23 protein-coding genes are annotated in these 26,739 nt (G+C 73.5%); 11 read left to right on the top strand and 12 right to left on the bottom strand.

Going from position 1 to position 26,739, the window contains the following annotated elements; translation table 11 throughout:
- Positions 1-177: 177 nt before the first annotated feature.
- On the top strand, positions 178-1,713 hold the full coding sequence (locus ACN27C_RS13545) for a serine/threonine-protein kinase (protein WP_422751279.1): 1,536 nt from the start codon (positions 178-180) through the stop codon (positions 1,711-1,713).
- A 4-nt stretch (positions 1,714-1,717) separates the two neighbouring features.
- Here ACN27C_RS13545 and ACN27C_RS13540 read toward each other — a convergent pair whose 3' ends face one another.
- The 9 genes from ACN27C_RS13540 to ACN27C_RS13500 all read right to left on the bottom strand — a co-directional run bounded on the left by ACN27C_RS13540 (position 1,718) and on the right by ACN27C_RS13500 (position 10,920).
- A complete protein-coding gene (locus ACN27C_RS13540; RefSeq protein ID WP_350814956.1) occupies positions 1,718-2,776 on the bottom strand; it encodes a glycosyltransferase family 4 protein in 1,059 nt (352 codons plus the stop codon).
- Positions 2,777-2,909: 133 nt separating this feature from the next.
- Positions 2,910-3,581: a BON domain-containing protein gene (locus tag ACN27C_RS13535; protein WP_121683538.1), complete on the bottom strand. Its 672-nt coding sequence runs from the start codon at positions 3,579-3,581 to the stop codon at positions 2,910-2,912.
- Positions 3,582-3,716: 135 nt separating this feature from the next.
- Positions 3,717-5,297, bottom strand: a complete 1,581-nt coding sequence (locus tag ACN27C_RS13530; RefSeq protein WP_422751278.1) for a trypsin-like peptidase domain-containing protein — start codon at positions 5,295-5,297, stop codon at positions 3,717-3,719.
- A gap of 62 nt (positions 5,298-5,359) precedes the next feature.
- Positions 5,360-6,916: a sensor histidine kinase gene (locus ACN27C_RS13525; RefSeq protein ID WP_121683540.1), complete on the bottom strand. Its 1,557-nt coding sequence runs from the start codon at positions 6,914-6,916 to the stop codon at positions 5,360-5,362.
- Positions 6,913-7,614: a response regulator transcription factor gene (locus ACN27C_RS13520; protein WP_030271847.1), complete on the bottom strand. Its 702-nt coding sequence runs from the start codon at positions 7,612-7,614 to the stop codon at positions 6,913-6,915. The genes ACN27C_RS13525 and ACN27C_RS13520 overlap by 4 nt, the downstream gene beginning before the upstream one ends.
- 64 nt (positions 7,615-7,678) lie before the next feature.
- Positions 7,679-8,299: a PadR family transcriptional regulator gene (locus tag ACN27C_RS13515; protein WP_422751277.1), complete on the bottom strand. Its 621-nt coding sequence runs from the start codon at positions 8,297-8,299 to the stop codon at positions 7,679-7,681.
- On the bottom strand, positions 8,296-9,126 hold the full coding sequence (locus ACN27C_RS13510; protein ID WP_422751276.1) for a DUF4097 family beta strand repeat-containing protein: 831 nt from the start codon (positions 9,124-9,126) through the stop codon (positions 8,296-8,298). The genes ACN27C_RS13515 and ACN27C_RS13510 overlap by 4 nt, the downstream gene beginning before the upstream one ends.
- A gap of 124 nt (positions 9,127-9,250) precedes the next feature.
- Positions 9,251-10,147, bottom strand: a complete 897-nt coding sequence (locus tag ACN27C_RS13505; protein ID WP_422751275.1) for a lysophospholipid acyltransferase family protein — start codon at positions 10,145-10,147, stop codon at positions 9,251-9,253.
- Entirely contained in the window at positions 10,144-10,920 is a 777-nt protein-coding gene (locus tag ACN27C_RS13500) for a GNAT family N-acetyltransferase (protein ID WP_421498870.1), read from the bottom strand. Before ACN27C_RS13500 ends, ACN27C_RS13505 begins: the two co-directional genes overlap by 4 nt.
- Positions 10,921-11,094: 174 nt before the next feature.
- On the opposite strand from ACN27C_RS13500, the gene ACN27C_RS13495 reads away from it, so the two are divergent.
- The 7 genes from ACN27C_RS13495 to ACN27C_RS13465 all read left to right on the top strand — a co-directional run bounded on the left by ACN27C_RS13495 (position 11,095) and on the right by ACN27C_RS13465 (position 21,238).
- The gene (locus tag ACN27C_RS13495; protein WP_358176318.1) at positions 11,095-11,751 is read left to right on the top strand and encodes a hypothetical protein; all 657 of its coding nucleotides are present in this window, start codon (positions 11,095-11,097) and stop codon (positions 11,749-11,751) included.
- A 138-nt stretch (positions 11,752-11,889) separates the two neighbouring features.
- Complete coding sequence (locus ACN27C_RS13490) at positions 11,890-12,831, top strand: ABC transporter ATP-binding protein (RefSeq protein ID WP_374669294.1); 942 nt, start codon at positions 11,890-11,892, stop codon at positions 12,829-12,831.
- A complete protein-coding gene (locus ACN27C_RS13485; protein WP_121683544.1) occupies positions 12,828-13,655 on the top strand; it encodes an ABC transporter permease in 828 nt (275 codons plus the stop codon). Before ACN27C_RS13490 ends, ACN27C_RS13485 begins: the two co-directional genes overlap by 4 nt.
- Positions 13,656-13,913: 258 nt before the next feature.
- On the top strand, positions 13,914-17,660 hold the full coding sequence (locus tag ACN27C_RS13480; protein ID WP_422751274.1) for a multifunctional oxoglutarate decarboxylase/oxoglutarate dehydrogenase thiamine pyrophosphate-binding subunit/dihydrolipoyllysine-residue succinyltransferase subunit: 3,747 nt from the start codon (positions 13,914-13,916) through the stop codon (positions 17,658-17,660).
- A gap of 66 nt (positions 17,661-17,726) precedes the next feature.
- A complete protein-coding gene (locus ACN27C_RS13475) occupies positions 17,727-17,906 on the top strand; it encodes a DUF6104 family protein (RefSeq protein ID WP_013288341.1) in 180 nt (59 codons plus the stop codon).
- A 156-nt stretch (positions 17,907-18,062) separates the two neighbouring features.
- The gene (gene pta / locus ACN27C_RS13470; protein WP_422751273.1) at positions 18,063-20,129 is read left to right on the top strand and encodes a phosphate acetyltransferase; all 2,067 of its coding nucleotides are present in this window, start codon (positions 18,063-18,065) and stop codon (positions 20,127-20,129) included.
- Positions 20,126-21,238, top strand: coding sequence for an acetate/propionate family kinase (locus ACN27C_RS13465; protein ID WP_422751272.1), 1,113 nt, complete (start codon positions 20,126-20,128; stop codon positions 21,236-21,238). The genes pta and ACN27C_RS13465 overlap by 4 nt, the downstream gene beginning before the upstream one ends.
- Positions 21,239-21,283: 45 nt before the next feature.
- Here ACN27C_RS13465 and ACN27C_RS13460 read toward each other — a convergent pair whose 3' ends face one another.
- Positions 21,284-21,457, bottom strand: a complete 174-nt coding sequence (locus ACN27C_RS13460; RefSeq protein ID WP_422751271.1) for a hypothetical protein — start codon at positions 21,455-21,457, stop codon at positions 21,284-21,286.
- 181 nt (positions 21,458-21,638) lie between these two features.
- Here ACN27C_RS13460 and ACN27C_RS13455 point away from each other — a divergent pair, with 181 nt between their 5' ends.
- The 3 genes from ACN27C_RS13455 to ACN27C_RS13445 all read left to right on the top strand — a co-directional run bounded on the left by ACN27C_RS13455 (position 21,639) and on the right by ACN27C_RS13445 (position 24,455).
- Entirely contained in the window at positions 21,639-22,760 is a 1,122-nt protein-coding gene (locus ACN27C_RS13455; protein ID WP_422751270.1) for a chlorophyllase/cutinase-like alpha/beta fold protein, read from the top strand.
- A gap of 155 nt (positions 22,761-22,915) precedes the next feature.
- Positions 22,916-23,449, top strand: a complete 534-nt coding sequence (locus ACN27C_RS13450) for a nucleotidyltransferase domain-containing protein (RefSeq protein ID WP_422751269.1) — start codon at positions 22,916-22,918, stop codon at positions 23,447-23,449.
- Between the two features lie 40 nt (positions 23,450-23,489).
- A complete protein-coding gene (locus ACN27C_RS13445; protein ID WP_393158705.1) occupies positions 23,490-24,455 on the top strand; it encodes an alpha/beta hydrolase family protein in 966 nt (321 codons plus the stop codon).
- A gap of 4 nt (positions 24,456-24,459) precedes the next feature.
- Here ACN27C_RS13445 and ACN27C_RS13440 read toward each other — a convergent pair whose 3' ends face one another.
- Positions 24,460-25,413, bottom strand: coding sequence for a zinc-binding dehydrogenase (locus ACN27C_RS13440; RefSeq protein ID WP_121686686.1), 954 nt, complete (start codon positions 25,411-25,413; stop codon positions 24,460-24,462).
- Between the two features lie 86 nt (positions 25,414-25,499).
- Complete coding sequence (locus ACN27C_RS13435; RefSeq protein WP_120573292.1) at positions 25,500-26,675, bottom strand: NAD(P)-dependent malic enzyme; 1,176 nt, start codon at positions 26,673-26,675, stop codon at positions 25,500-25,502.
- Positions 26,676-26,739 lie beyond the last annotated feature (64 nt).

Raw genomic sequence — 26,739 nt, 5'->3', positions numbered from 1 at the left:
CGTTCATCCTGGCACGCGGCCCACAATAGGCCGGGCGGGCCGTCCCCGCTGGTCCCGGCCGTCACCGCGAGCCATCGCTGATGCGCGCCCCGCAATCGGCTCCGCGGGGACTGTTGACAGGTAAGACACATTCACGCAACCTGATAGCGCTCCCGAGCCCAGGCAGGTGCGAGCTAGATGGCGACACTCCAGGCCGGCCGTCTGCTGGCCCGGCGGTACCGGCTCATCGACCGGATCGGCGCCGGTGGCATGTCGGTGATCTGGCGTGCCCGCGACGAGGTGCTCGACCGGGTGGTGGCGGTGAAGGTGCTCGCCCCCTCGCTCGCCGCCGACGCGCGGTTCCGCGACATGGTGCGCGAGGAGGCCCGCTCGGCCGCCCAGCTCGACCATCCGCACGTCACAGCCGTGCACGACTACGGCGAGACGGTGGCCCCGGACGGCTCGATCACCTCGTTCGTGGTGATGGAGCTGCTCAGCGGCGAGGAGCTGGAACACCTGCTGACCCAGGGGCCGCTGCCCTGGCCGACGGCGGTGGAGACCGGCGCGCAGGTGGCCGAGGCGCTGGCCGCGGCACACCGGCTCGGCATCGTGCACCGCGACGTGACCCCGGCCAACGTGATGATGACCGCCACCGGCGCGAAGGTGCTCGACTTCGGCATCGCCACCCGGATCGGCACGCCGGACGACGACGAGGACGGCGGCACGTTCGGCACCCCGGCGTACGTGGCCCCGGAACGGCTCGACGGCGCGCCCGCCCAGCCCGCCACCGACGTGTACTCGCTCGGCGTGCTGCTGTTCGAGACGCTGACCGGGCAGCCGCCGTACCCGGCGGAGACCTGGGAACAACTGAGCGCGGCGCTGGCGGACAGCCCGGAGCCCACACTGGACGACGTGCCGGGACTGCCCGGCCCGGTCGCGGAGATCTGCCTGCGCTGCCTGGCCCGCGACCCGCGTCGCCGGCCCACCGCGCGCCGGGTCGCCGCCGTGCTGCGCGACCAGATGCTGCCCGCGGACCCGCAGGCGGCCACCATGCTGGCGCCGACCATGACGCTGCCCGCGCTGACCTCCCCGCCGCCGGCCGGCCCGGCCGCGCAGCCGGCCCCGGACCAGGTTCCCGCCGCGCCGCCGGTCCCGGAATCGGGGCAGGTTCCCGCCGCGCCGCCGGTCCGGGAGCCGGGACAGGTCCCCGACGCGCCGCCGGTCCCGGCCGCCGCGCCGGGCCGGCGCCGGACCCTCACGCTGGCGGCCGTCGGCGTCGCAGTGGTCGCCGCGGCGGTGCTGCTGGCATCCGCGCTGACACCGGACCGGCCCGCCGGCCCCCGGGTGCTGCCGACCGCCGGGCCGGTACAGCCGTCGACCGCCGAACCGCCGGTGACGGAGGCGCCGGCCACCACGCCGCCGGCCGCGCCGACTACTCCGCCGTCGACGGGCGGCGCCCGCCCGCCGGCCGCCGGTCAGGCCGACGCCGCCGAACGGGTGGACGGGCTGATCGAGGCCGGGCTGACCGAGGGCCAGATCCGCGAGGACGTCGGGGTGGACCTGCGCAACCTGCTGCGCAACGCGGTCGCCGCGAACGGCGAGACCGAGGTGACCGCCGCCGTGGACCGGCTCCGCGGCAAGATCGACGAGCGTCGCCGCGAGGGCAGCATCAGCCCCGGGTACGCGCGGCGACTCGACGCCGCAGCGGCGGAACTCGTGGCCGGGCAGACCTGACGGGTCAGCCGACGGCCGGCGCGACCGTCCGGGGTGCCCGTGCGGGCTCCCGCGCGGCCAGGAAGCCCCGGTAGACCGCCTCGTAGTCGGCGGCCATCCGCTCCACCGAGAAGTTCTCCGCCACGTGCGCCACGCAGTCCGCCGGGTCCAGGTCCGCCGCCGCCCGCAACGCCGCCGGCAGCTCGCCCGGGTCGTCGCAGACGAAACCGGTGACCCCGTCACGGACCAGCTCCGGCACCGCGCCCCGGCCCAGCGCCACCACGGGCGTACCGGTCGCCATCGCCTCCACCATCACCATGCCGAACGGCTCCGCCCACTGGATCGGCATGATCAGGCAGCGGGCGTCCAGCAGCATCCGCAGCGCGGTCGCCCGGTCGGCGTTCACCACGGGCGTCACGTCGTCGCCGAGCAGCGGCCGGACCACCTGCTCCAGGTAGCGGCGCTCGGCCGGCTCGTTGCACTTGCCCGCGAGCGTGAGCGGCAGCCCGGCCGCCCGGCAGGCCGCGATCGCCACGTCCGGGCCCTTGTCCGGACTGAACCGGGCCAGCCAGAGCACCGGGCCCGCGCCCGGACTGCGCTTGCGCGGGATGTCCCGCAGCGGCATCGCGTTGTGCACGGTGCCGGCCCAGGGCAGCCCCGGGTTCGCCCGGCGCTGGGTGTGCGAGATCGCGACCAGCCCCACCCCGTTGTCGGTGTTGCCGAGCACCGTGCCGTACTCGCCGACCGGGTTGCCGTGCACGGTGGCCACGGTGGGCACCCGGCGACGGCCGGCCACCATCGGGCCGATCGTGGTGTGGTCGTGGATCAGGTCGAAGCCGGCCGGGTCGACCAGGCGGTCCACGTGGGCCAGGTGCGCCAGTTCGGGCAGCGACTCGCCCATCCGCTCGTACTGGAGGTCGTCGCAGGTGGAGACGAAGTCGGCGGCGGTTCCGTGCTCGGTGCCGGCGCCGAACAGCGTGACGCGGTGCCCCCGGTCGACGAGCGCGTCGACGAGGCCCGCCACCACCGTCTCCAGCCCGCCGTAGCCGGGCGGCGGCACGGACAGCCACGGCGGCACCACCATGGCGATCCGCAACGGACCGGCCCACGCGCGCTCCGGGGACTGCTGGTTCACGGCCACGAGTCCTCCCCGTCGGTCCCCGGCGTACCCCGCTGGGCGCGGGTTCCCGACCCGGCCCGCGGTAAACGACAGCCGGTCAGCCGGCCACCACGATCCCGACGTGCACCTCCCGTACGCCGGGCAGCGCCCAGGCGGCCCGTTCCGCGTCCTCCCGCTGCCACCAGGCGCTCACCACGCCGTCGAGCACCACCGTGTCGCCGTCGACCCGGGCGTCGATCCGCTCGGTTCCGGTGCGCCGCAGCAGCAGGCTGCGCAGGTCGAGCCGCTTCTGCTCGTCGCTCGGCGGGGTCGGTGGCCGCACCTCGACCAGGTTCGTCACGCCGCGTACGCCGCGCAGCCGGCGCAGCTCCCGTTCGGCGGTACGGCGCTGGAAGCCGAACTCGACCTCGCCGCGCAGCATCACCCAGCCGTCGGCCACCGTCACGTCCAGCCGCTCGGCGGGCACGAAGCTGTCCCACTCCAGCGCCCGGCTCGCCGCGATCGCGATGTCGGCGTCGGTACGCAGGTCCGTGGCGGGCAGATCGACCGCCAGGTCACTGGCGACCGCCCGTACGCCGCGTACCCGGTGCGCACAGCGCTCGACGGCCCACCGCCGGGCGTAGCTGTCCACCTGCCCGGTGAGCGTGACGACGCCCCGCGACACGGTCACGCCGACCTCGGTGGCCCGGGTCTGCGCGTCCCAGTCCAGTTCGGCGAGGACGTCGCGCTGGATCTCCTGGTCGGTACGCAGGGCGGACGTGGTGGTCATGCCCCGAGCCTGCCGCCGGTACGGGTGAGGCGTGCTCACCCGTACCGGGTGAGAAACGAGGAGGGGCGGCGGGTGACGGAGCCAACCCCCTTGGCTCCGTCACCCGCCGCCCGGGAGGGAGGCAGGTCTTCGGGACTATGACGTCTCGGCGAGCGTCACGGTTGCGTTCTCGGTGGATCCGTTCCGCTTGTACTGCACCTCGACCCGGTCACCGACCTTGCCGGCCTGCACGGCGCCGACCAGGTCGTTCGAGTCGTTGATCACCTTGTCGCCGAACTTGGTGATCACGTCGCCGCGCTGGAGGCCGGCCTTCTCGGCGGGGCTGCCGGGCGTGACGGCGGCGACCAGCGCCCCGCCGTCCTCGGCGCCGTTCACGCTCACCCCGAGCGAGGGGTGGCTGATCTTCTCGCCGCGCTGGAGCTTCTCGGCCACGTCCTTGGCCTTGTTGCTCGGGATGGCGAAGCCGACGCCGATGTTTCCGGTGCTGCCCTGCCCGGCGGTGGCGATGGCGGTGTTGATGCCGATCACCTCGCCCCGGGTGTTGACGAGCGCGCCGCCGGAGTTGCCCGGGTTGATCGGGGCGTCGGTCTGGAGCAGGCCGGAGATCGAGCTGGCGCCCTGCTGCGGGTTCTGCTGGCCGCCCTCCCCCGCCTGGATGGTGCGGTCGCGGGCGCTGAGGATGCCGGCGGTGACCGAGCCCTGGAGGCCGAGCGGGCTGCCCAGTGCGAGCACCTGGTCACCGACCTGCATGGCGTCGCTGTCGCCGAACTTGGCCGCCTTCAGGTCGCTCACGCCGCTGGCCTGGACCACCGCGAGGTCGGTCTTCGGGTCGGTGCCGACGATCTTCGCGGAGGCGCTCTTGCCGTCGGCGAAGACCACCCGCACGGTGTCGCCACCGGCGCCGGCGACGACGTGGTTGTTGGTGAGCACGAACCCGTCGGCGCTGAGGATCACCCCGGAGCCCTCACCGCTGTTCGTCATGATCGTGACGATGCTGTCCTGGACGGAGGCCGCGATCTTGGGCAGGTCGGCGCTGTTGATCACCGGGGCGGCGGAGTAGGTGCGGGTGGGTCCGCCCTCGTCGAGCGCGAGGGCGAGCGCGCCGCCGGCCGCGCCGGAGCCGAGCATCAGGACCAGTGCCAGCGCGCCCGCGCCGACGAACTTCCCGGCCCGGCTGGGGCGGGCCGGCTGCTGCGGGCCCCACTGCGGCATCGGCTGCCCGGGCTGGTACGACTGGTAGCCCTGCTGCGTCTGGTACGGCTGCGCCTGGTACGAGGGCACCGGCCCACCGTGCTGCGTGGCCGGGTAGCCGGTGGCGGCCTGCTGGTTCCAGCCGCCCTGCTGGTGCTGCTGCTGCCCGTACCAGGGGTGGGGCTGCTGCGGCTGCCCCGAGGCCGGGTACGGCGGCGCGGACGGCGTCGCCGGCTGCGGCGGGTACGGCCCGGCGGGCACGTTGTTCCCGGCGCTCTCGGCCGGGTTCGTGTTCCCGGCGCTCTCCGCCGGGTTCGTGTTCCCGGCGCTCTCCGCCGGGTTCGTGTGCCCGGCGGGCGTGCTGGTTCCGGCGGCCGGGGAGTCGGCCGGAACCGACGCCGCGGCCGGGGTGGTGGAGGAGTCCGACGTCCCGCTCTCGACGCGGGGCAGCTCGGCGGTGTGGTGCGACGGCTCGGCGTCGGCGGGGGCCGGCGACCGCTGCGGATCGGTCTCGTGCTCGGTCATGCCACCAGCTTTCCCCGTTGCACTGTCACCAGCCTGGAATCAGCCTGGAAGTTTTCTGAATGTCACTCGCCCGGCTCGGGCGCCTCGGGCAGCAGCGGCAGCTTCACCCGGAACGTCGCCCCGCCACCGGGCGTCTCCGCCACCTCGACGGTTCCGTGGTGCGCGGCGACGAGCGCGGCCACGATGGCCAGGCCGAGGCCGGTGCTGATCGGTCCGCCGGCCCGGCGGGTCCGCGCGGCGTCCACCCGGTAGAACCGCTCGAAGACCCGCTCGGCCTGCTCCGGGGTGAGCCCGGGACCGGTGTCCGCCACCTCCACCACGGCGAGGTTGCCCGCCTCCGACCGCAGCCGCAGCGTCACCGAGGCGTCCGGCGGGGTGTGGGTGAGCGCGTTCGTCATCAGATTGCCGATCACCTGGCGCAGCCGGGCGTCGTCGCCGAGCACCACCAGCGGGCCGGAGCCCGGCTCCCGCTCCAGCTCGATCCGCCGGTCCGGGTCGACCACCCGGGCCGCCTCCACCGCGTCGGACGCCAGCACCGGCAGCTCGACCGGGCTCAACGCGATCGGCCGTTCCCGGTCCATCCGGGCCAGCAGCAGCAGGTCCTCCACCAACAGACCCATCCGGGACGCCTCGTCCTCGATGCGGCGCAGCAGGTCGGCGGTCTGCTCCGGCGCCCGGGCCGCGCCCTGCCGGTACAGCTCGGCGAAGCCCCGGATGGTGGTCAGCGGCGTGCGCAGCTCGTGCGAGGCGTCGGCGATGAACTGCCGCATCCGCTCCTCGGACCGGCGGGCCCGCGCCTCCGACGCCTGCGCGTACGCGGCGGCGTCCCGGGCGCCCATCTCGGCGCTGCGCGCCGCCGCCTCGGAGGCGGCCCGCGCGGTGAACGCGGCCTCGATCTGCGCCAGCATGGCGTTCAGTGCCCGGGACAGGCGGCCCAGCTCGGAGGTCGGGCACGACCGCCCCTCCTCCGGGTCGGGCACGCGCCGGGTCAGGTCACCACCGGCGATGGCCGCCGCCGTCCGCTCTATCTCCACCAGCGGCTTCAGGCTGGTACGGACGATGCCGGCGCCGACGGATGCCAGCGAGATCAGCACCGCGCCCCCGACCAGGAGGTCTATCCACACCAGCCGCCCGACCGCGGAGTCGACGCCGGTGAGGTGCTGCCCGAGCGCGATGATCCGCCCGTCGGGCAGGGCGGTGTAGAGCATCCGCCACCGGCTGCGGCCGTCCTCGGAGCGCACGGTGAACGGGTCGCCCACCCGCTCCTGGTAGCCCGCGAATTCGGTGGGGAAGCGGGGCAGTTCCTCTTCGCGCAGGTTCTCGTAGCGCGTCGGCTCTTCCGGCAGTTCGCCGGGTGCCATGACGGACGCCACGTAGTCCGACGGAATAGTGATCTTGATCGGGCCGCCGCCGGCCTTGTCGAGCGTGTTGGCCACCGTGTACGCGCCGCCGCGAAGCTGGTCGTCCGCCTGCCCGATCAGGTAGTTGCGCAGCAGGAACGCCGTCAGGCCGCTGATCACGACGAGCGCCACGGCCACGAGCGCGAGGACGGCGGCGACGAGCTTCAGCCGGAGCGGGACGCTGCGCAGCCTGCCCTTCGCGTCGTCGACGACGTTCACGCCGCCGGCTTGCGGAGCACGTAACCCACTCCCCTGAGCGTGTGGATCAGCCGGGGCTGGGTGTTGTCGACCTTGCGCCGCAGGTAGGAGATGTAGGACTCGACGATGTTGTCGTCACCGCGGAAGTCGTAGTTCCAGACGTGGTCGAGGATCTGCGCCTTGCTGAGCACCCGGTTGGCGTTGAGCATCAGGTACCGCAGCAGCTTGAACTCGGTCGGCGACAGCTGCACCCGCTGGCCGGCCCGGTGCACCTCGTGCGTCTCCTCGTCCAGCTCCAGGTCGGCGAAGGTGAGGCGGGACGGTGCCTGCTCGCCGGTCGCGGTACGCCGCAGCACGGCCCGGATCCGCGCGGTCAGCTCCTCCAGGCTGAACGGCTTGGTGACGTAGTCGTCGCCGCCCAGGGTCAGCCCGCGGATCTTGTCGTCGGTGGCGTCGCGCGCGGTCAGGAAGACCACCGGGGTACGGGTTCCGCCCTCGCGCAGCATCCGGATGACCTCGAAGCCGTCCAGGTCGGGCAGCATCACGTCGAGCACCACCAGATCGGGCCGGTGGTCCTTGGCGGCGTTCAGGGCGGCGCTGCCGCTGGTCGCGGTGGCCACGTCGAAGCCCGCGAAGCGCAGGCTCGCGGAGAGCAGTTCGAGGATGTTGGGATCGTCCTCGACGACGAGAAGCCGGGCCTCGGTCTGGGTAGCCGCCATGGCACCCATCATCCGCGCTCCGGCTGCGGTCGCGCTGGGTGCCGGCTGGAAACAACCTGTGAGATCAGCGGAGCAGCCGCCGCAGCCCTTCCAGCGCGCCGTCGAGCAGCCGGATCGCGGTACGAAGCTGGTTGTCGCTGAGCCGCCGGGCCCGGACCAGCGCCCCGACCTCGACGGTGAACGCGGCCAGCCGCTGGTCGAAGTCGGCGAGCAGCGGCGAGTCGTCCGGGCGGGGCGATCCCCCGTCGCCCGCCGGCCGGGCGCCGGCGGACGCCGTCCAGCCGTCCTGCCGGGTCTGCCGGGCCGCCTCGCGCAGTTCCCGCTTCAGGTCGCGCACCGAGCCGCGTACCTCGGTGCGGATCTCCCCGGCCAGCGCGGAGAGATCCTCGACGGCGGCGCCGATGTCGCTCTCCAGCGTCGACAGCTCGTCGGCGCGCTGCCGCAGTTCGGCGCGGCCCGCCTCGGTGATGTCGTAGACCTTGCGCCCGCCCGCGGCGGTGTGCGTGACGAGCCCTTCCGCCTCCAGTCGTTGCAGGCGCGGGTAGATGGTGCCGGCGCTGGGCGCGTACAGGCCGAGGAAGCGCTCCTCCAGCAGACGGATCAGCTCGTAGCCGTGCTTCGGGCCGTCGTCGAGCAGCTTCAGCAGGTAGAGGCGGAGCCGGCCGTGGCTGAACACGGCGGTCACGGCACGTCCTCCACATGGTCGGCGGGCGCGACCGGGCGGGCGAGCAGCGCGATGCTGCCGGAGGTCGCGGAGGCCCAGAGCCTACCCGCACCCCCACCGAGCACGCCGTGGCTGTCCTTGATCGAGCCGAGGCCGCGCCCACCGCTGTCCACCTGCGGGAAGCCGCTGGTGATCTTGCCGGAGGTGGTGTGCAGGTGCACGGTGAGGTCGCTGTCCTCGCGGACCCGCACGGTGATGCTGCCGGAGATGGCGCTGAGCCGGATCTCGCTGCCGCGCGGGTTGTCCAGGTCGCAGGTGATCGAGCCGGAGACGGCGTGGGCGCGGACCCGCTCGGGCGCGCTGTCGGCCAGGATCAGCTCACCGGAGACCGTCTCCAGGTCCAGGTCGCCGCCGATGCCGAGCGCCTCGACCGGCCCGGAGATGACCTTGGCGCTGGTGCGCCCCCGCAGCCCGCGCAGTGTGACCTGCCCGGAGGTGACGTCGACCCGGGTCTCCCGGCGCAGCCCGGAGGCGACGAGCGCGCCGCTGACCACCGACAGGGTGGCGAGCACGTCCGGCGGAACGGCTACCGACACCTCGGCCCGGATCCGGTTGCCGAACCAGGAGAAGATGCCGAGCAGGCCGGGCTTGCGCTTGTGCCGGATCGTCAGCCGCCCGTCGCGTACCTCGACGAGGAGCGGCCGGCTGCTGATCCGGGTCACGTCGACCCGGGCCGGCCCGTCGGAGCCGACCACGTTCAGCCGGCCGCTGATCAGCTCGGCGTCGAGCCGGGTGATCGGCTCGTCCAGCGTGATTCGCTGCGGGTTGTCGACCGTCCAACTGGCCATGACGCGCTCCCCTCGTCGGCGTGCCGATCCACGGCGCACCAGGTGTTGCGAGGAGCATAACGCGATACATCGCGACTGAACAAGACACTATCGCGACTGTGTCGCGTCCCTGACGTCCCGCAGGTCAAGCCGCCAGGTCGAGCTGTGTCGCGAGCGGCGGTCGAGGGGACGGATGGATCGCGGCCTCCGCGATCCGGGCCAGCGACCTGCGGTCCGCGCCTTCGCCCGGGTGCAGCGCGGCACTCAGCGCCACCGACACGGTCAGGCCCCGGGCGGCGAGCACCCGGCGTACCGATGCCCAGAGCGTCTCCTCGCCGAGGAAGGCGGGCAGCGTGCTCGGATCGCCCGCGTACCGGTAGCCGATGCGCAACGGCACCACCGGCGCGCCCGCCGCCACGGCGGCCTCGAACATCGCCGGGCGGAAGCCGCCGCTCGGGCGGCAGTCCGTGGCGGCGCCGCACCAGGTCGTACCCTCCGGGAACACCGCCACCGACCGCCCGGATCGCAGCGCGCCGGCCACCTGAGCGACGGTGGCCGGCAGGTCACGCGGCCGGGACCGGTCCACGAAGACGGTGCCCGCCGCGGCGGCCAGGGCGCCCACCAGCGGCCAGCGCCGGACCTCGCGTTTCGCCAGCATCCGGGCCGGCGACACGGCGAGCACCGCCAGGACGTCCAGCCAGGAGACGTGGTTGGCGACCAGCAGCGCGCGCCCGCGCGGCGCCCGCCCGCGGACCAGCAGCCGGACCCCGAGGGTACGCAGCGTCCACAGCGCCCAGCCGCGCAACGCGGCCCGGCCCCGGGTGGCGGGCAGCAGCGGCAGCAGGACCGCCAGACCCGTCCCGGCCACCAGCATGCCGAGTACGCCGAGCAGCCGTCCCGCCCGGCGCAGCCGCGACACGTCCGGGGCGGCGGGCGGCGGCAGGCAGTCCGGCCCGCAGCCCGAGGCGGGCCGCCACAGACCCGCCCCGTCGACACCGGCGCCCAGGCCCGCGCCGACCCCGGGAACGGCGACGGCGGTCACGACCCGGCCTCGCCGAGGAAGTGCCGCAGGTAGCGCGGGTTCATCCGGTCCAGCGAGAACAACACGTAGAAGTCGGCGCAGCCGAAGTCCCTGTCGTACGCGGGCTCGCCGGCCACCCAGGCGCCGAGCCGCAGGTAGCCGCGCAGCAGCGGCGGCACGAGCGCCCGGCGTTGCGCCGGGGTGAGCGCGGCGAGGTCGGCGGCCGGCGCCTCGGCGAACCAGGGCCGGCGCGGGGTGACCCGCAGCAGCGGCGGGGCGAGGTGCCGGGCGGTGACCTCGGCCCACACCTGCGCGGCGGCGGTCCCGCCGTCCGCGACCGGCACCGAGGCGCAGCCACCGAGCCAGCGGACACCGCGCAGGTGCAGGTAGCGGCAGATCCCGGCCCACATGAGGTTGATCACGGCGCCGGTGCGGTGGTCCGGGTGGACGCAGGAGCGGCCCGCCTCGACCAGGTCGTCGCGGAGCGGGGCCAGCGGGCCCAGGTCGAACTCGGCGTCGGCGTAACGGCAGTCGGTGCGGCCGGGCGGCAGCAGCCGGTACGTGCCGACGACCTCGCCGGTGCCCTCGCGCAGCACCACCAGGTGGTCGCAGTACGCGTCGAACTCGTCGGTGTCGAGCCCGGTCGCGGCGGTCGGCACGGTGGCGCCGAGTTCGCCGGCGAACACCTCGTGGCGCAGGCGTTGCGCGGCCGCGACCAGTGCCGGGTCGTCGGCGATCAGCAGGGTGTAACCGCTGGTCGTGAGCGGTGCGCCAGCGGCGTGCAGGACAGCCATGACTCCTGTGTAGGTGCCCCGGGTTGCCACCGGACGGGACGAGGGGTGTCGATCCGGTGAACGACGGCCGGCGGTGGTGTGCGAACCGGGACGGCCGGGGCGGGATCGGCGTGTGCGAGGCTGCCGGGCGGACCGCCCGCGACGGCGCCGGCGGCGGTGGACCCGGAGGTGCACATGCTGGTCGAGGCCCGCTTCCAGGGACCGGACGGCTCCGGCAACGGCGGCTGGAGCGCCGGGATCTTCGCCGCGCTGATCGACGACCGGGGCCCGGTGGAGGTCACGTTGCGCCGGCCGCCGCCGCTGGACACCCCGCTGACCGCAGCCGACGGCGAGGTACACGACCCGGACGGCCGCCTGGTCGCCCAGGTACGCCGGGTCGAGCCGGTCGACGCGGTGGTGCCGCCGGTGGACCCGGCGACGGCGGCCGAGGCCGCGCGGGCGTACCCCGGTCTGGTCGACCACCCGTTCCCCCGCTGCTACGTCTGCGGACCCGCGAACCCGGACGGGCTGCGGATCTTCCCGGGGCGGCTGCCGGACGGGCGGACCGCCGCGCCGTTCCGCGCGCCGGCCGCTGTGGTGCCCGCGACGGTGTGGGCGGCGCTGGACTGCCCGGGCGGCTGGGCGGTGCTGGCGCCCGGCCGGCCGTACGTGCTGGGGCGGATCGCCGCGCAGGTCACGGCGCTGCCACGGCCCGGCGACGAGTGCGTGGTGACCGGCCTCGCCGTCGGCGGCGAGGGACGCAAGGCCGAGGTGCACACCAGCCTGTACGGTTCGGACGGCGCGCTGCTCGGCCGCGCCCGGGCCACCTGGGTGGCGCTGCCGACGGCCTGATCTCCTCCCTGAGGAGGACGGCGCGTACGCGTCCCGCCTGATTGACCCCCTTGCGCCGGGTTGGAAGGCTGTTGCGGGGCGCCCCCGCAACGGCGCCCCCACCGGCGCGCGTCGAGCCCGCCGGGGCAGGAGAGGAGAATGATGTCCGACGGGCAGCCACGCCCCAGTGCCGGGACCGGCCAGATCATCGTGTCCGGCCTGACCAAGCAATACAAGACCGTCCGCGCGGTGGACAACCTGTCGTTCACGGTCGAGCCGGGCCGGGTCACCGGCTTCCTCGGCCCCAACGGCGCCGGTAAGACGACCACGCTGCGCATGCTGCTGAACCTGGTGACGCCGAGCGCCGGCACGGCCACCATCGGCGGCAGCCGGTACGCCGACCTGACCGACCCGCTGCGTACTGTCGGCGCGGTGCTGGAGGCGTCCAGCGCGCACAAGGGCCGCACCGGCATCAACCACCTGCGGGTGATCTGCGCGGCGGCGGGCCTGCCGAAGGAGCGCGCCGACGAGGCGCTCGCCCTGGTCGGGCTCTCGCCCGCGGCGAAGCGCAAGTTCAAGGGCTACTCGCTCGGCATGAAGCAGCGGCTCGGCATCGCGGCCGCGATGCTCGGCAACCCGCAGGTGCTGATCCTGGACGAGCCGGCCAACGGCCTGGACCCGGAGGGCATCCGCTGGATGCGCGGCTTCCTCAAGGGGCTGGCCGCCGAGGGGCGTACGGTGCTGGTCTCCAGCCACCTGCTCTCCGAGATGCAGCTGCTCGCCGACGACGTGGTGATCATCGCGGCCGGCAAGCTGGTCCGGCAGGGTCCGGTCGACCAGGTGATGGCCTCGATGACGCACGACGTGCAGGTACGGGTGCGTACCCCGCAGGCCGACGAACTGGCCGCGGCGCTGCGCGAGCAGTCGGCCACCGTCGACACCGACCCGCACGGCGCGCTGCTGGTGACCGGCGTGGACGCGCCGACCGTGGGCCGGGTCGCGCTGGCCGCCAAGGTCGAGCTGCACGAGCTGACCACCGAGCGCCCCGACCTCGAAGGGGTCTTCCTGGAGCTGACGGCCGGAAAGGCGGAGATCCGATGACGCTGGTCCGATCCGAACTGCTCAAGATCCGTACCACCAGCACCTGGTGGATCTTCGGGCTGATCAGCCTGGCGCTGTGGGCGCTCACGCTGTTCTTCAACTGGTTGCAGACCGAGGCGCTGGCCGGCGGGGACTTCGGCGAGGTGCCGGCCGACCAGTCCGACCAGTTGCAGGCCATCTCGGCCGCCGACAACCTGGCCGCCAACCTCTACACCAACGGCCAGTTCTTCGGGCTGCTCATCGTGCTGCTGCTGGGCATCGTGGTGGTGACCAGCGAGTTCTTCCACCAGACGGTGACCACCACGTTCCTCACGGCGCCGCACCGCACCGCGGTGATGCTGGCCAAGTTGGCCGCGGCCGGCGTGCTGGCGCTGCTGTTCTGGCTCGTCACCACCGTGCTGAACCTGATCATCTCGCCGCTGATCCTCAACTCGGTGGACGTCGGCTCGCAGCTCGGCAGCGGCGCCGTCTGGCGGGCGATCGCGCTCAACGGCCTGGCCTACCTGCTCTGGTCGGTGCTCGGCGTCGGGCTCGGCGTGCTGATCCGCAGCCAGATCGGCGCCACGGTGACCGGCATCCTGTTCTACCTGGGCGGCGCGATCGGCGCGGTCATCGTCCTCAGCCTCCTCGCGGCACGGTACGGCGACTGGATCAACAAGCTCCAGCTGCTGGTCCCGTCGCTGGCCTCCGGGCTCATGGTGGGCGGCGACACGGACATCCCGGGCAACCCGCCGCAGTGGGCCGGCGCCCTCGTGCTGATCGGATACGCGGTGGTGGCCGGCGCGATCGGCGTGGCCACGATCCGCAAGCGCGACATCTCCTGACCTCGTGGTCGGGGCGGACCCCGGTCGATGACGGACGTCGTCGGCCGGGGTCCTGCTCGTCTAGCAGGAGTCGGCGGATCACGCAGCGTTTGCCGAACTTCTGGCATCTTCTGTGAAACGGACCACCAGCCGGAGGCGAGAATGCCTGCGCGCAGCGCACGGCGTAGCCTTGGCATCGGTTTACCCAGCGTCGGCAACCGGGGGTCACCGGGGGCCACCGTGACATTCACAACCGCGTGAAAGAGGCGATTAGCGGCCGTGTCGACCCAGCAGACTTCGCAGGAGAACCCACTGGCGGGTTTCGGCCCGAACGAGTGGATCGTCGAGGAGATGTACCAGCGTTACCTCGCCGACCCCTCGAGCGTCGATTCGGCCTGGCACGACTTCTTCGCCGACTACCGGCCGGCCCCGGGCGCCGCCACGCCGCGCCCGGACGGGCAGGCCAAGCCGGCCGCGAAGCCGGAGCCGGCCGAGCAGCAGGAAGCAGTGGCCACGGTCAAGGAGCAGCCCGCCGCCAAGGCGGAGCCGAAGGCCGCCCCCAAGGCCGCGCCCGCCCCGGCCAAGCCCGCCGCCAAGCCGGCGGCGAAGGCCCCTGAGCCGGCCAAGAAGTCCGCCCCGGCCAAGCCGGCCGCCAAGGCGCCGACCGCGAGCGCCGCGGGCACCACGCCGCTGCGCGGCGTCGCCGCCAAGATCGTGCAGAACATGGACGCGTCGCTGTCGGTCCCGACCGCCACGAGCGTGCGCGCCGTCCCGGCCAAGCTGCTCGTCGACAACCGCATCGTGATCAACAACCACCTGACCCGCGGTCGCGGTGGCAAGGTCAGCTTCACCCACCTGATCGGGTACGCGCTCGTCCGTGCGGTCGTCGAGCACCCGGAGATGAACAACTCCTTCGCCGAGGTCGACGGCAAGCCGGCGATGGTCCGCCCGGAGCACGTCAACCTGGGCATCGCGATCGACCTGGTCAAGCCGGACGGCTCGCGCAACCTGGTGGTGCCGTCCATCAAGGGCTGCGAGCAGATGGACTTCCGGCAGTTCTGGCAGGCGTACGAGGACGTGGTCCGGCGCGCCCGCCGCAACGAGCTGACCATGGAGGACTACTCCGGCACCACGATCTCGCTGACCAACCCGGGCGGCATCGGCACCGTGCACTCCATCCCGCGCCTGATGCAGGGGCAGAGCGCCATCATCGGCGTCGGCGCGATGGAATACCCGGCCCCCTACCAGGGCATGAGCGAGGCCACGCTGGCCGAGAACGCGGTCAGCAAGGTCATCACGCTGACCAGCACGTACGACCACCGGATCATCCAGGGCGCGCAGTCCGGCGAGTTCCTGAAGGTCATGCACGAGCTGCTGCTCGGCGAGCGCGGCTTCTACGACGGCATCTTCACCTCGCTGCGGATCCCGTACGAGCCGGTGCGCTGGATGCGCGACGTGGCCGTCGACAGCGAGGGCCAGATCAACAAGACCGCGCGGGTGCACGAGCTGATCCACGCGTACCGGGTCCGCGGCCACCTGATGGCCGACACCGACCCGCTGGAGTTCAAGATCCGCAAGCACCCGGACCTGGACGTGCTCCAGCACGGGCTCACGCTGTGGGACCTCGACCGCGTCTTCCCGGTCAACGGCTTCGCCGGTCAGCAGCGGATGAAGCTGCGCTCGATCCTCGGCGTGCTGCGCGACTCGTACTGCCGCCGGGTCGGCATCGAGTACATGCACATCCAGGACCCGGAGGAGCGGCGCTGGATCCAGGAGCGGGTCGAGCGCAAGTACGAGAAGCCCAGCTCCGACGAGCAGAAGCACGTGCTGAACAGGCTCAACGCCGCCGAGGCGTTCGAGACGTTCCTGCAGACCAAGTACGTCGGCCAGAAGCGCTTCTCGCTGGAGGGCGGCGAGTCGCTGATCCCGCTGCTCGGCGAGGTGCTGGAGTGCTCCGCCGAGGCCGGGCTGGACGAGGTCGTCATCGGCATGGCCCACCGCGGCCGGCTCAACGTGCTGGCGAACATCGTCGGCAAGCCGTACGAGAAGATCTTCTCCGAGTTCGAGGGGCACCTCGACCCGCGGTCCACGCAGGGCTCGGGCGACGTGAAGTACCACCTCGGCCAGAACGGCAAGTTCACCACCCCGGACGGCGAGCACGCGGTCAAGGTGTCGGTGGTGGCGAACCCGTCGCACCTGGAGGCCGTCGACCCGGTGCTGGAGGGGATAGTCCGGGCCAAGCAGGACCGGATCGACCTCAAGCTGGAGGGCTACACCGTGCTGCCGCTGGCGGTGCACGGTGACGCCGCCTTCGCCGGCCAGGGCGTGGTCGCCGAGACGCTCAACCTCTCCCAGCTGCGCGGCTACCGCACCGGCGGCACCGTGCACGTGGTCGTCAACAACCAGGTCGGCTTCACCACCGCCCCGGAGTACAGCCGGTCCAGCCTCTACAGCACCGACGTGGCCCGGATGATCCAGGCGCCGATCTTCCACGTGAACGGCGACGACCCGGAGGCCGTGGTCCGGGTGGCCCGGCTCGCGTTCGAGTACCGGCAGGCGTTCAACAAGGACGTCGTGATCGACATGGTCTGCTACCGCCGGCGCGGGCACAACGAGGGCGACGACCCGTCGATGTCCAACCCGCAGATGTACAAGATCATCGACTCGAAGCGGTCGGTCCGGAAGCTCTACACCGAGGAGCTGATCGGGCGCGGCGACATCACCGTGGAGGACGCGGAGGAGCTGCTGCGCGACTACCAGTCGCAGCTGGAGCGGGTCTTCAAGGCCACCCGGGACGCCGCGACCACCCCGCGTCAGCTCAGCCGCCCGGCGCGGGAGGAGGAGCCGGAGCCGCAGGTCGACACCGCCACCGACGCCGCAGTGGTCAAGGCGATCGGCGAGGCGCACGTCAACCTGCCGGAGGGCTTCACCCCGCACAAGCGGATCCAGCAGCTGCTGGAGCGGCGCCGCAAGATGTCCGTCGAGGGCGGCATCGACTGGGGCTTCGCCGAGATCATCGCGTTCGGCACGCTGCTGCACGACGGGGTCACCGTCCGGCTCGCCGGGCAGGACTCGCGCCGCGGCACGTTCGTCCAGCGGCACGCCTCGGTGGTCGACGCCAAGACCGGCGAGGACTACCTGCCGCTGAAGTCGCTCACCGCCGACGGCGAGCGGTCGCGCTTCTTCGTCCACGACTCGCTGCTCTCCGAGTACGCGGCCATGGGCTTCGAGTACGGCTACTCGGTGGAGAACATCAACGCGCTGGTGGCCTGGGAGGCCCAGTTCGGTGACTTCGTCAACGGCGCCCAGTCGGTGATCGACGAGTTCATCTCCTCCGGCGAGGTGAAGTGGGGTCAGCGCTCCGCGGTGACCCTGCTGCTGCCGCACGGCCACGAGGGCCAGGGCCCGGACCACACCTCCGGCCGCCCGGAGCGGTTCCTCCAGCTCTGCGCCGAGGACAACATGCGGGTGGCCATCCCGACCACCCCGGCGAACTACTTCCACCTGCTGCGCCGCCAGGCCCTGTCGCCCAAGCGCAAGCCGCTGGTGGTGTTCACGCCGAAGTCGCTGCTGCGGCACAAGCTCTGCGTGTCGCCGGTGGAGGACTTCACCACCGGGACGTTCCAGCCTGTGCTGGCCGACACCGCGGCTCCGGCGCCGGAGCAGGTCAAGCGGGTGCTGCTCTGCTCGGGCAAGGTCTACTACGACCTGTTCCAGGCCCGGCAGGAGCGGGGCGTCACCGACACCGCGATCCTCCGGATGGAGCAGCTCTACCCGCTGCCCGTCGAGGAGGTCCGGGCCGCGCTGGCGCAGTACCCGAACGCCGAGGACTTCGCCTGGGTCCAGGAGGAGCCGGCCAACCAGGGCGCCTGGTCGTTCGTCGCGCTCAACCTGCTGGAGCACCTGCCCGAGGTGCGGCTGCGCCGCATCTCCCGCCCCGCCGCCGCCGCTCCGGCGGTCGGCTCGGCGAAGATGCACGAGGTCGAGCAGAACGCGCTGATCGAGGCGGCTCTCCCCCGCCCGTGACACCACCGGCAGCGGCCCGTCCCGACCCGGGGCGGGCCGCTGCCGTACGACGACGAGAGGAACACCGTGTACTTCACCGACCGTGGCATCGAGGAGCTGGTCGAGCGCCGTGGCGACGAGCAGGTCAGCATGGAGTGGCTGGGCGAGCGGCTGCGTGACTTCATCGACCTGAACCCGGAGTTCGAGACCCCGATCGAGCGGTTCGCCACGTGGCTGGCCCGCCTCGACGACCCGGACGACGACTGACGCCCCTCTCTCCCGCGATCTTGCAGAAATGGCCCACCTCGTGTCCGGTTAGTGGCGTCTGCCGGGGCGGCAACTGCAAGATCGGCAGTGCCGGAGGGGATGGGGACGGGTCGAAGGACCTGGGCGGGGGTTACAGCGATCTTGTAGCGTGAGGTCGTGGCGCGCAGCGTGTACCTGACCGGCGTTGGTTCGGGCGGCGGAAAGTCGACGGTGGCGCTCGGGCTGGCCGAGCTGTTGTCCCGGCAGGTGGAACGGATAGGCGCGTTCCGGCCGCTCGTCTCCGGTGACGGCACCGACCCCATCCTGGCCCTGCTCACCGAGCGCTACCGGATGGACCTGCCGGTCGACGAGCTGTACGGCGCCACGTACGCCGAGGCGAGCGCGCTCGTCGCGGACGGCCGCCGGGAGGAGCTGATCTCCCGGATCGTCACCCGCTACCGGGAGGTCGAGCGCCGCTGCCCGGCGATAGTGGTGGTCGGCAGCGATTTCGCCTACGGCGACGGCACCGGCCCCCGTGAACTGGCCTTCAACGCCCGGCTGGCGACCGAGTTCGGCAGCGTCGTGGTGCCGGTGGTGGACGGGTTCGGGCAGCAGCCCGACGCGATCGCGGCGGCGCTGCGCGGCGCCTACCACGATCTGGTGGACCTCGGCGCGACAGTGATCGCGGCGCTGGCCAACCGCGTGCCGGAGCCGATGACGCTGCCCGAGCTGCCGGTTCCCGCGTACGCCATCCCGGAGGTGCCGACCGTGTCGGCGCCGACGGTGGCCGAGGTGGCGGCGGCGCTGCGCGGCACCGTGCTCACCGGTGACGAGACCGCGCTCGACCGCGACGTGCTCGACTACGTGGTGGGCGCGGCGCACGTGCCGACGCTGCTGGACCACCTCACCGACGGGGCGCTGGTGATCACCCCGGGCGACCGCGCGGACCTGCTGGTGGCGGCCGGCGCCGCACACGTGGCCGGGCAGGTGTCGCTGGCCGGGCTGGTCCTCACGCTCGGCGAGCAGCCCGACCCGCGCGCGATGCGCCTGGTCGAGCGGATGAACACCGGGCTCCCAGTGCTGTCGGTACCGAGCGACAGCTACGACACGGTGGCCGCGTCCAGCCGGATCGAGGGCCGCCCCAGCACCGCCAACCCGCGCAAGGTCGAGGCCGCGCTCGGCGCGTTCGAGCGCTGCGTGGACACCGACGACCTGGCCCGCCGGCTGCGGGTCAGCCGCTCGGAGCGAGTCACCCCGCTGATGTTCGAGAACGACCTGATCGACCGGGCCCGCGCCCGGCGCCGCCGGCTGGTGCTGCCCGAGGGCGCGGACGAGCGGATCCTGCGCGCCACCGAGGTGCTGCTGCGCCGGGGCGTCGCCGAGATCACCCTGCTCGGCCGCCCGGACGAGATCGCCCGGCGGACCCGGGAACTGGGCGTCGACCTCGGTGACGCCCAGGTCGTCGACCCGGTGACCAGCCCGTGGCGGGACGAGTTCGCGCAGGCGTACGCGCAGTTGCGCGCCCACCGCGGCGTCACCGTCGAGCTGGCGCACGACATCGTGGCGCAGCCCAACTACTTCGGCACGATGATGGTGCAGACCGGCCACGCCGACGGCATGGTCTCCGGCGCCACCCACACCACAGCCGCCACCATCCGGCCCGCCTTCGAGATCATCCGAACCGTGCCCGGCGTCTCGGTCGCCTCCAGCGTCTTCTTCATGCTGCTCGCCGACCGGGTACTGGTGTACGGCGACTGCGCCGTCAACCCCGACCCGGACGCCGACCAGCTCGCCGACATCGCCATCTCGTCCGCCGACACGGCGGCCCGGTTCGGCATCGAACCGCGGGTGGCGATGCTGTCGTACTCCACCGGCAGCTCCGGCGCCGGCGCCGACGTGGAGAAGGTCGCGGCGGCCACCAAGCTGGTCCGGGAACGCCGGCCGGACCTGCTGGTCGAGGGCCCGATCCAGTACGACGCCGCGATCGACCCGCAGGTCGCGGCCACCAAGCTGCCGGACAGCCCGGTCGCCGGGCGGGCGACGGTCTTCATCTTCCCGGACCTGAACACGGGCAACAACACGTACAAGGCGGTGCAGCGGTCGGCCGGAGCGGTGGCGGTCGGGCCGGTCATGCAGGGCCTGCGGCGGCCGGTGAACGACCTGTCCCGCGGCGCCACCGTGCCGGACATCGTCAACACGGTGGCGATCACCGCCATCCAGGCCGCCGCGGAGGCGTCGGAATGAGCCGCATCCTGGTCCTCAACAGCGGATCCTCGTCGGTCAAGTACCGGCTGTACGACGGCGACGACGTCCTGGACAAGGGCACGGTCGAACGGATCGGCGAACCCGGCGGCGGGCCGGCCGACCACGAGAGCGCGGTCCGGGAGATCATCGGCCGGCTCGACCTGACCGGGCTGACCGGCGTCGGCCACCGGGTGGTGCACGGCGGGCGGAAGTTCAGCGCGCCGGTACGCATCGACGACGCGGTCGTCGCCGCGATCGAGGATCTGGTGCCGCTCGCGCCGCTGCACAACCCGGCCAACCTCGCCGGCATCCGGGTGGCCCGGGAGGCGCTGCCGGACGTCCCGCAGGTGGCCGTCTTCGACACCGCGTTCCACCACACGCTGCCCGAGGCCGCCGCCACGTACGCGATCGACAAGGCCATCGCCGAGCGGTACGGGGTGCGCCGCTACGGCTTCCACGGCACCTCGCACGCGTACGTCTCGCGTCGCGTCGCCGACCTGCTCGACCGCCCGTACGACGAGCTGAACACGATCACCCTGCACCTGGGCAACGGGGCGAGCGCGTGTGCCGTCCAGGGCGGGCGCAGCGTGGCCACCTCGATGGGCATGTCCCCGCTGGAGGGCCTGGTGATGGGCACCCGCAGCGGCGACCTCGACCCGACAGTCATCTTCCACCTGCGCCGCGAGGGCGGCATGGTCGTGGACGACATCGACGACCTGCTCAACCACCGCAGCGGCCTGCTCGGGCTGACCGGCGTCAACGACATGCGGGAGGTGCTGGCCCGCCGCGACGCCGGTGACCCGGACGCGACGCTGGCGTTCGACGTCTACTGCCGCCGGATCACCGGCTACGTGGGCGCGTACTACGCGCTGCTCGGCCGGGTCGACGCGATCGCGTTCACCGCCGGGGTCGGCGAGCACGCCGCTCCGGTGCGGGCGGCGTCGCTGGCCGGGCTGGAGCGGCTGGGCGTCACGGTCGACCCGGCGCGCAACGACGGCCACGGCGACCGGGTCGTCTCCCCGGACGGCGCGGAGGTGGCGGTGCTGGTGGTCGGCACCGACGAGGAGCGGGAGATCGCCCGCGAGACCCGCGAGGTGCTGGGCGTCTGACCGTCCGACCCTTCGCGCGGCTGATCCGGACCGGATCAGCCCGGCTCAGCCCAGGGCGATCCAGGCGACCAGGGCGACCACCACCGCAGCGGCGACTGCGACGCCGGCGATCAGCGGCACGCGCGACGGCGCCGACGCCGACGCGGCCGGCTCGGGAGAATCGACGAATGCGCGGAACTGCGCGGTGTTGCCACTCGGGTCGGTGTAGTTCTCAGCCATGCGGCTGACCCTAGCGAAGCCGCCCGGGGCGGAATGTCCCGCCGGGCCGCCACCTGCGGATCCGGATGGTGGGATCGGGCAAACCCGGCCACCCGGTGGAGGCGGGAGCCGCCCGGGTGGCGGCACCGACCGGCCCGGACGGCGGGCGCGGGCCGACCGCTCGGCTGCCTACCGTGCAGGTGTGAGGGGGCAGCGGCTGGTCGCCGCGCTGATGACGGCGCTGCTGGCCGGTTGCGGCCCGGCCGTGGCCACGTCCGACCCGGTGCCGGCCGCCGTCGGGCCCGCGCCGACGCACCAGTACGCGGTAGGGATGCGGCAGTTCACGCTCGACCCGGACGGCAGGCGGCCGCTGCCGGTCACCGTCTGGTACCCGGCGCAACCACCGTCTCCCGCACGGCCGCACACGGCCGGCCCCGGCCCGACTGGTTCCGGCTCGGCCGGTCCTGGCTCGACCGACCCTCCTTCGGCCGGCCCTGGCTCGGCCGGTGCCGGTCAGGCGCCGGTCCTGCCGGGCCCGCGCGGGCCGCGCGCTTCGGCCCTGCCGTCCGTCGTCGCGGCTCCCTCCGGACGCGCCACACCGGCGAGCCCCGGACCGCGTGTGCGGCCGGGAGCGCCGTTCGCCGCCGGACGGTTCCCGGTGGTGCTCTACAGCCACGGGCTGCGCAGCCTGCCCGCCCTGCACGCGGCGCTGACCAGCCGCTGGGCCGCCGCCGGCTTCGTGGTGGTCGCGCCCACCTATCCGCGTACGAACCAGCGCGCCCGCGCCTTCACCCGCGAGGACGTCCGCAACCAGCCGGCCGACGCCTGGCGACTGATCCGTCACCTGGTCCGGCTGGGCGCCCGCCCCGGGGATCCGCTCGGCGCGCACATGGCAGTGGACCGGTTCGCCGCCGCCGGTCACTCGGCCGGCGGTCACACCACGCTCGGCATGTTCGCCTCCGGGCAGCCGTTCCCGGTACGGGCCGGAATCGTGATCGCCGGTGGCCGGATGGTCGCCGGGCTCTCCCGGCCGCTCGCGCCGATGCTGTTCGTGCACGGGAGCGCGGACCGGATCGTGCCCGAGTCGATCGGCCGGGCCGCGTACGCCCGCTGCCTCGGGCCGGCCGCCTTCCTGAGCCTCACCGGTCAGGGCCACGGGGAGTACCTGACGCCCGGGCGACCCGGCTTCGCCCAGGTGCTCGCCACCACCACCGACTTCCTGCGCTGGACGCTCTACGGCGACCGCGCGGCCCTGCACCGCCTCCCCGCCGACGCCGCAGCGCCGGCCACCACCACCTTCACCACCCGCTCCCTCCCCACCTGACGCACCGCGCTCCCGCCTCCCGCCCCCGCCCGCCCCCGTTGTCCCGTCGATCATGAAGTTGACGGCGTTCGCTGTCCGGTTTGTCGCCGTCAACTTCATGATCGACCGGGGCTGGGCGGGCGGCGAGGGCTGGGCGGGGTGGGTAGGGTGCCGGGGTGGACGGGCTGGAGGGGCGGCAGCTGGGGGCGATCCGCGAGGTCGTCGACGTGTGCGACGCCTGCGGGGTGGACGTATGGCTGCGCGGGGGGTGGGCGATGGACTTCCACCTCGGTGACGTGACCCGCCCGCACGTCGACGTCGACTGGTACTGCTGGCGGCGCGACGCCGACACGCTGGCCGACCGGCTCGGCGCGCTCGGCTGGCGCCCCGACCCCCGGATGCCCGCCACGACGCAGCTCGACCTGCTGCGCGACGACGTCGAGCTGAGCTTCGCGTACCTCGACCGGGACGCGGACGGCCGGGTCGTCGTCGGCGCCGGACCGTGGGCGGGCACGCTCCTGCCGGACGGCATGCTCGCCGGGCCGCCCGGCCGGATCGGCACGCTCGCGGCGCCGGTGATCAGCGTCGCGGCTCAGATCGAGTTCAAGGAGATGTTCCCGGTCTGGATGCCGGAGCGCCCCCGCCGGGCCAAGGACGCGGCCGACCTGGCTCGTCTCCGGGCGTCAGCGTGTGGTCACCCGGCGCGCTGACCGGGCCTGGCGGCCGGAATCGCGAGGCACAATCGAGTTCATGCGCCGTCGTCCCGCCGCCCTGCTCACCGCCGCCGTGCTCGGCGCCGCCCTCACCGGCTGCTCGGAGCAGCCCACCGCCCCGGCCGGGCGGCCCGCACCCGACGTCCCACCGACCACCACCACACCCGCTCCGCGCGTACCGGCGGGCAAGGCCCCCACGGAGAGCTTCGCGGTCGGCGTACGCCAGGTGAAGCTGAACCGCGACGGCGAGCGGCCGTTGCCGGTGACGCTCTGGTACCCGGCGGCGGGCTCGGCCGGTGGCGCGGTCGAGCGTTCCGCCGCGGCGGCCGACGGGCGGTTCCCGGTGGTGCTGTTCAGCCACGGCCTGAGCGCGCGGCCGGAGGACTACCAGGCGCTGCTGACCCGCTGGGCGGCGGCCGGTTTCGTGGTCGCCGCGCCGCGTTTCCCGCACACCTCCCGGGGCACCGAAGGCAACCCGCTGGACGTGCTCAACCAGCCGGCCGACGTGTCGTACGTGCTGACGCAGGTGCTCGCGCTGGGCGAGAAGGCGGGCGATCCGCTGCGCGGCCGGCTGGACCCGGAGCGGGTGGCCGCGACCGGGCACAGCGCCGGCGGTGTGACCACGATCGGGTTGTTCACCGCCGGCCGGGACGAGCGGCTGGACGCGGGCATCGTCTTCGCCGGCACCGCGCTCGGTGTGGGCACCGCGTTCGCCGGCGCCGCCGCGCCGCAGTTGTTCGTGCACGGCGAGGCCGACGAGGTGGTGTCGTACGCCGCCGGCAAGGCCGTGTACGACGCGGTGCCGTGGCCGAAGGCGATGCTCAGCCTGCCCAAGGGCGACCACGGCCGGGCGCTGCTCGGCGACGGCAAGGCGCTGGGCGTGGTCGCCGACACCACTGTCGAGTTCCTCCGCTGGACGCTCTACGGCGACCCGGCGGCGAAGAAGCGCCTCCCGGCCGACGCCGCCCGGGGCGGCCTGGCCACCCTGGACGACCGGCTCTGAGACGTCAGGCGGTGTGGTCGACGACCACCTTGCCGAAGACCTCACCGGAGTGCAGCCGGGCGAACGCCTCGGAGATCTCGCTGAACGGCACCACCCGGTCGACCACCGGGCGCACCTCGTGCTCGGCGCAGAACGCGAGCAGCTCGGTCAGCTCGTCCGGGGTGCCCATCGAGGTGCCGAGGATCTCCAGCTGCATGGCGAAGACCCGCCGCAGGTTGACCTTGGGCTCGTGCCCGGCGGTGGCGCCGGAGACCACGATCCGGGCCAGCGGGGCGGCCGACTTCAGCGAGTGGTCGAAGGTGGCCGCACCGACCGTCTCGATCACCACGTCGACCCGCTCCGGCAGCCGCGCGCCGGGCTCCAGCGCGGTCGCGCCCAGCTCGGCGATCCGCTCCCGCTTGGCGGCGTCGCGGCTGGTCGCGTACACCCGCTTGCCGAGCGCGACGCCGAGCGCGACGGCCGCGGTGGCCACGCCGCCGCCGGCGCCCTGGACCAGCACCGACTCGCCGTCGGCGACCCGGCCCTTGGTGGTCAGCATCCGCCAGGCGGTGAGCCAGGCCGTGGGCAGGCACGCCGCGTCGGTGGCCGACAGGCCGTCGGGCAGCGGCAGCAGGTTCATCCGGGGTACGGCGACAAGCTCGGCGAACGTGCCCTGGTAGTGCTCGGAGAGGATGGAGACCCCGCGCGGGTCGCCGGGGGTGGGCACCACCGGGTAGATGACCACCTCGTTGCCGTCCGGGTCGGTGCCGACCGCGTCGCAGCCCAGGATCATCGGGAGCTGGTCGGCGGTCAGGCCCACGCCGCGCAGCGACCAGAGGTCGTGGTGGTTGAGCGAGCTGGCCCGGACCCGCACGGTGACCCAGTCGTCCTGCGGGTGGGTCGGCTCGGGACGGTCGCCGACGGCGAGCGCGGCGAGCGGGTTGTCGGCGTCGAAGGCCGAGGCGAAGGCAGCACGCATGATCGGCACGGTAACAAGCTGAGCAGCGGTTAAGAAGGGGCCCGTCCTATGCGAAACGCGACAGGACGGGCCCCTTGCCGTACACGTCAGCGGCGGGCGACCCCGTCGCGGCGGGCGGCCTCTGCGACCGCCTCGGCCACCGCCGGTGCGACTCGCGGGTCCAGCGGCGAGGGCACGATCGCGTCGGCGGTCAGCGACTCGGCCACCACGCCGGCGATGGCGTCGGCGGCGGCCACCTTCATCGAGTCGGTGATCCGGGTGGCCCCGGCGTCCAGCGCGCCCCGGAACACACCCGGGAACGCGAGCACGTTGTTGATCTGGTTCGGGTAGTCGCTGCGCCCGGTGGCGACCACCGCCACGTGCCGGGCGGCCACCTCGGGGTGCACCTCCGGGGTGGGGTTGGCCAGCGCGAACACGATGCCGCCGGGAGCCATGCCGGCCACCGCGGCCTCCGGGATCTGGCCGCCGGAGACGCCCACGAGCACGTCCGCGTCGCGCAGCGCCTCGGTGATGTCGCCCTGCCGGCCCTCGGCGTTGGTGATCTCGGCCAGCTCGGCCTTGGTGCCGGTCAGCTCGCGGTGCCGGCCGATGATGCCGCGCGAGTCGCACACCACCACCCGGTCCGGGTCGACGCCGCCCGCGATCAGCATCTTGGTGACCGCCACTCCGGCCGCGCCCGCGCCGCTGACCGCCACCCGCAGGTCACCGAGCTTGCGGTTGAGCAGCGTCGCGGCGTTGCGCAGCGCGGCGAGCACCACGATCGCGGTGCCGTGCTGGTCGTCGTGGAAGACCGGGATGTCCAGCGCCTCGTCGAGCCGGCGCTCCACCTCGAAGCAGCGCGGGGCGCTGATGTCCTCCAGGTTGATCCCGCCGAACGAGGGCGCGAGCGCCTTGACCGTCGCGACGATCTCGTCCACGTCCTGCGTGTCCAGGCAGACCGGCACCGCGTCCACGCCGGCGAACTGCTTGAACAGCACCGCCTTGCCCTCCATCACGGGCAGCGCGGCGCGCGGGCCGATGTTGCCGAGACCGAGTACGGCGGAACCGTCGGTGACCACGGCGACGGTGTGCGACACCCAGGTGTAGGTGTCGGCCAGCGCGGGGTCGGCGGCGATCGCCTCACACACCCGGGCCACACCCGGGGTGTACGCGAGGGAGAGGTCCTCGCGGCTGGTCAGCGGCACTGTCGAGGCGACTGCCATCTTGCCGCCGACGTGCAGGCGGAAGACGGGATCGGCGGGGTCCGGGGTGGACGAAGACATGGTGACTCCAGGATCTGTCGAGCAGACGGACCGGCCGGCGTGGTCAGCGGTGGTCAGCGACCGG

This window comes from Micromonospora sp. WMMD1219 (assembly GCF_049315215.1).
GTDB lineage: Bacteria > Actinomycetota > Actinomycetes > Mycobacteriales > Micromonosporaceae > Micromonospora > Micromonospora tulbaghiae.
The sequence above is the reverse complement of the archived record's forward strand: the minus strand, read 5'-3'. Positions and strand labels throughout refer to the sequence as shown.

Excerpts from the sequence above, each read along its gene's own strand:
- ACN27C_RS13440 (WP_121686686.1), bottom strand. The coding sequence starts at position 25,413 with ATGCGTGCTGCCTTCGCCTCGGCCTTCGACGCCGACAACCCGCTCGCC.
- ACN27C_RS13445 (WP_393158705.1), top strand. The coding sequence starts at position 23,490 with ATGCGCCGTCGTCCCGCCGCCCTGCTCACCGCCGCCGTGCTCGGCGCC.
- ACN27C_RS13465 (WP_422751272.1), top strand. The coding sequence starts at position 20,126 with ATGAGCCGCATCCTGGTCCTCAACAGCGGATCCTCGTCGGTCAAGTAC.
- ACN27C_RS13460 (WP_422751271.1), bottom strand. The coding sequence starts at position 21,457 with ATGGCTGAGAACTACACCGACCCGAGTGGCAACACCGCGCAGTTCCGC.
- ACN27C_RS13485 (WP_121683544.1), top strand. The coding sequence starts at position 12,828 with ATGACGCTGGTCCGATCCGAACTGCTCAAGATCCGTACCACCAGCACC.
- ACN27C_RS13535 (WP_121683538.1), bottom strand. The coding sequence starts at position 3,581 with ATGACCACCACGTCCGCCCTGCGTACCGACCAGGAGATCCAGCGCGAC.
- ACN27C_RS13540 (WP_350814956.1), bottom strand. The coding sequence starts at position 2,776 with ATGGTGGTGCCGCCGTGGCTGTCCGTGCCGCCGCCCGGCTACGGCGGG.
- ACN27C_RS13530 (WP_422751278.1), bottom strand. The coding sequence starts at position 5,297 with ATGACCGAGCACGAGACCGATCCGCAGCGGTCGCCGGCCCCCGCCGAC.
- ACN27C_RS13545 (WP_422751279.1), top strand. The coding sequence starts at position 178 with ATGGCGACACTCCAGGCCGGCCGTCTGCTGGCCCGGCGGTACCGGCTC.
- ACN27C_RS13520 (WP_030271847.1), bottom strand. The coding sequence starts at position 7,614 with ATGGCGGCTACCCAGACCGAGGCCCGGCTTCTCGTCGTCGAGGACGAT.
- ACN27C_RS13510 (WP_422751276.1), bottom strand. The coding sequence starts at position 9,126 with ATGGCCAGTTGGACGGTCGACAACCCGCAGCGAATCACGCTGGACGAG.
- ACN27C_RS13495 (WP_358176318.1), top strand. The coding sequence starts at position 11,095 with ATGCTGGTCGAGGCCCGCTTCCAGGGACCGGACGGCTCCGGCAACGGC.
- ACN27C_RS13435 (WP_120573292.1), bottom strand. The coding sequence starts at position 26,675 with ATGTCTTCGTCCACCCCGGACCCCGCCGATCCCGTCTTCCGCCTGCAC.
- ACN27C_RS13500 (WP_421498870.1), bottom strand. The coding sequence starts at position 10,920 with ATGGCTGTCCTGCACGCCGCTGGCGCACCGCTCACGACCAGCGGTTAC.
- ACN27C_RS13490 (WP_374669294.1), top strand. The coding sequence starts at position 11,890 with ATGATGTCCGACGGGCAGCCACGCCCCAGTGCCGGGACCGGCCAGATC.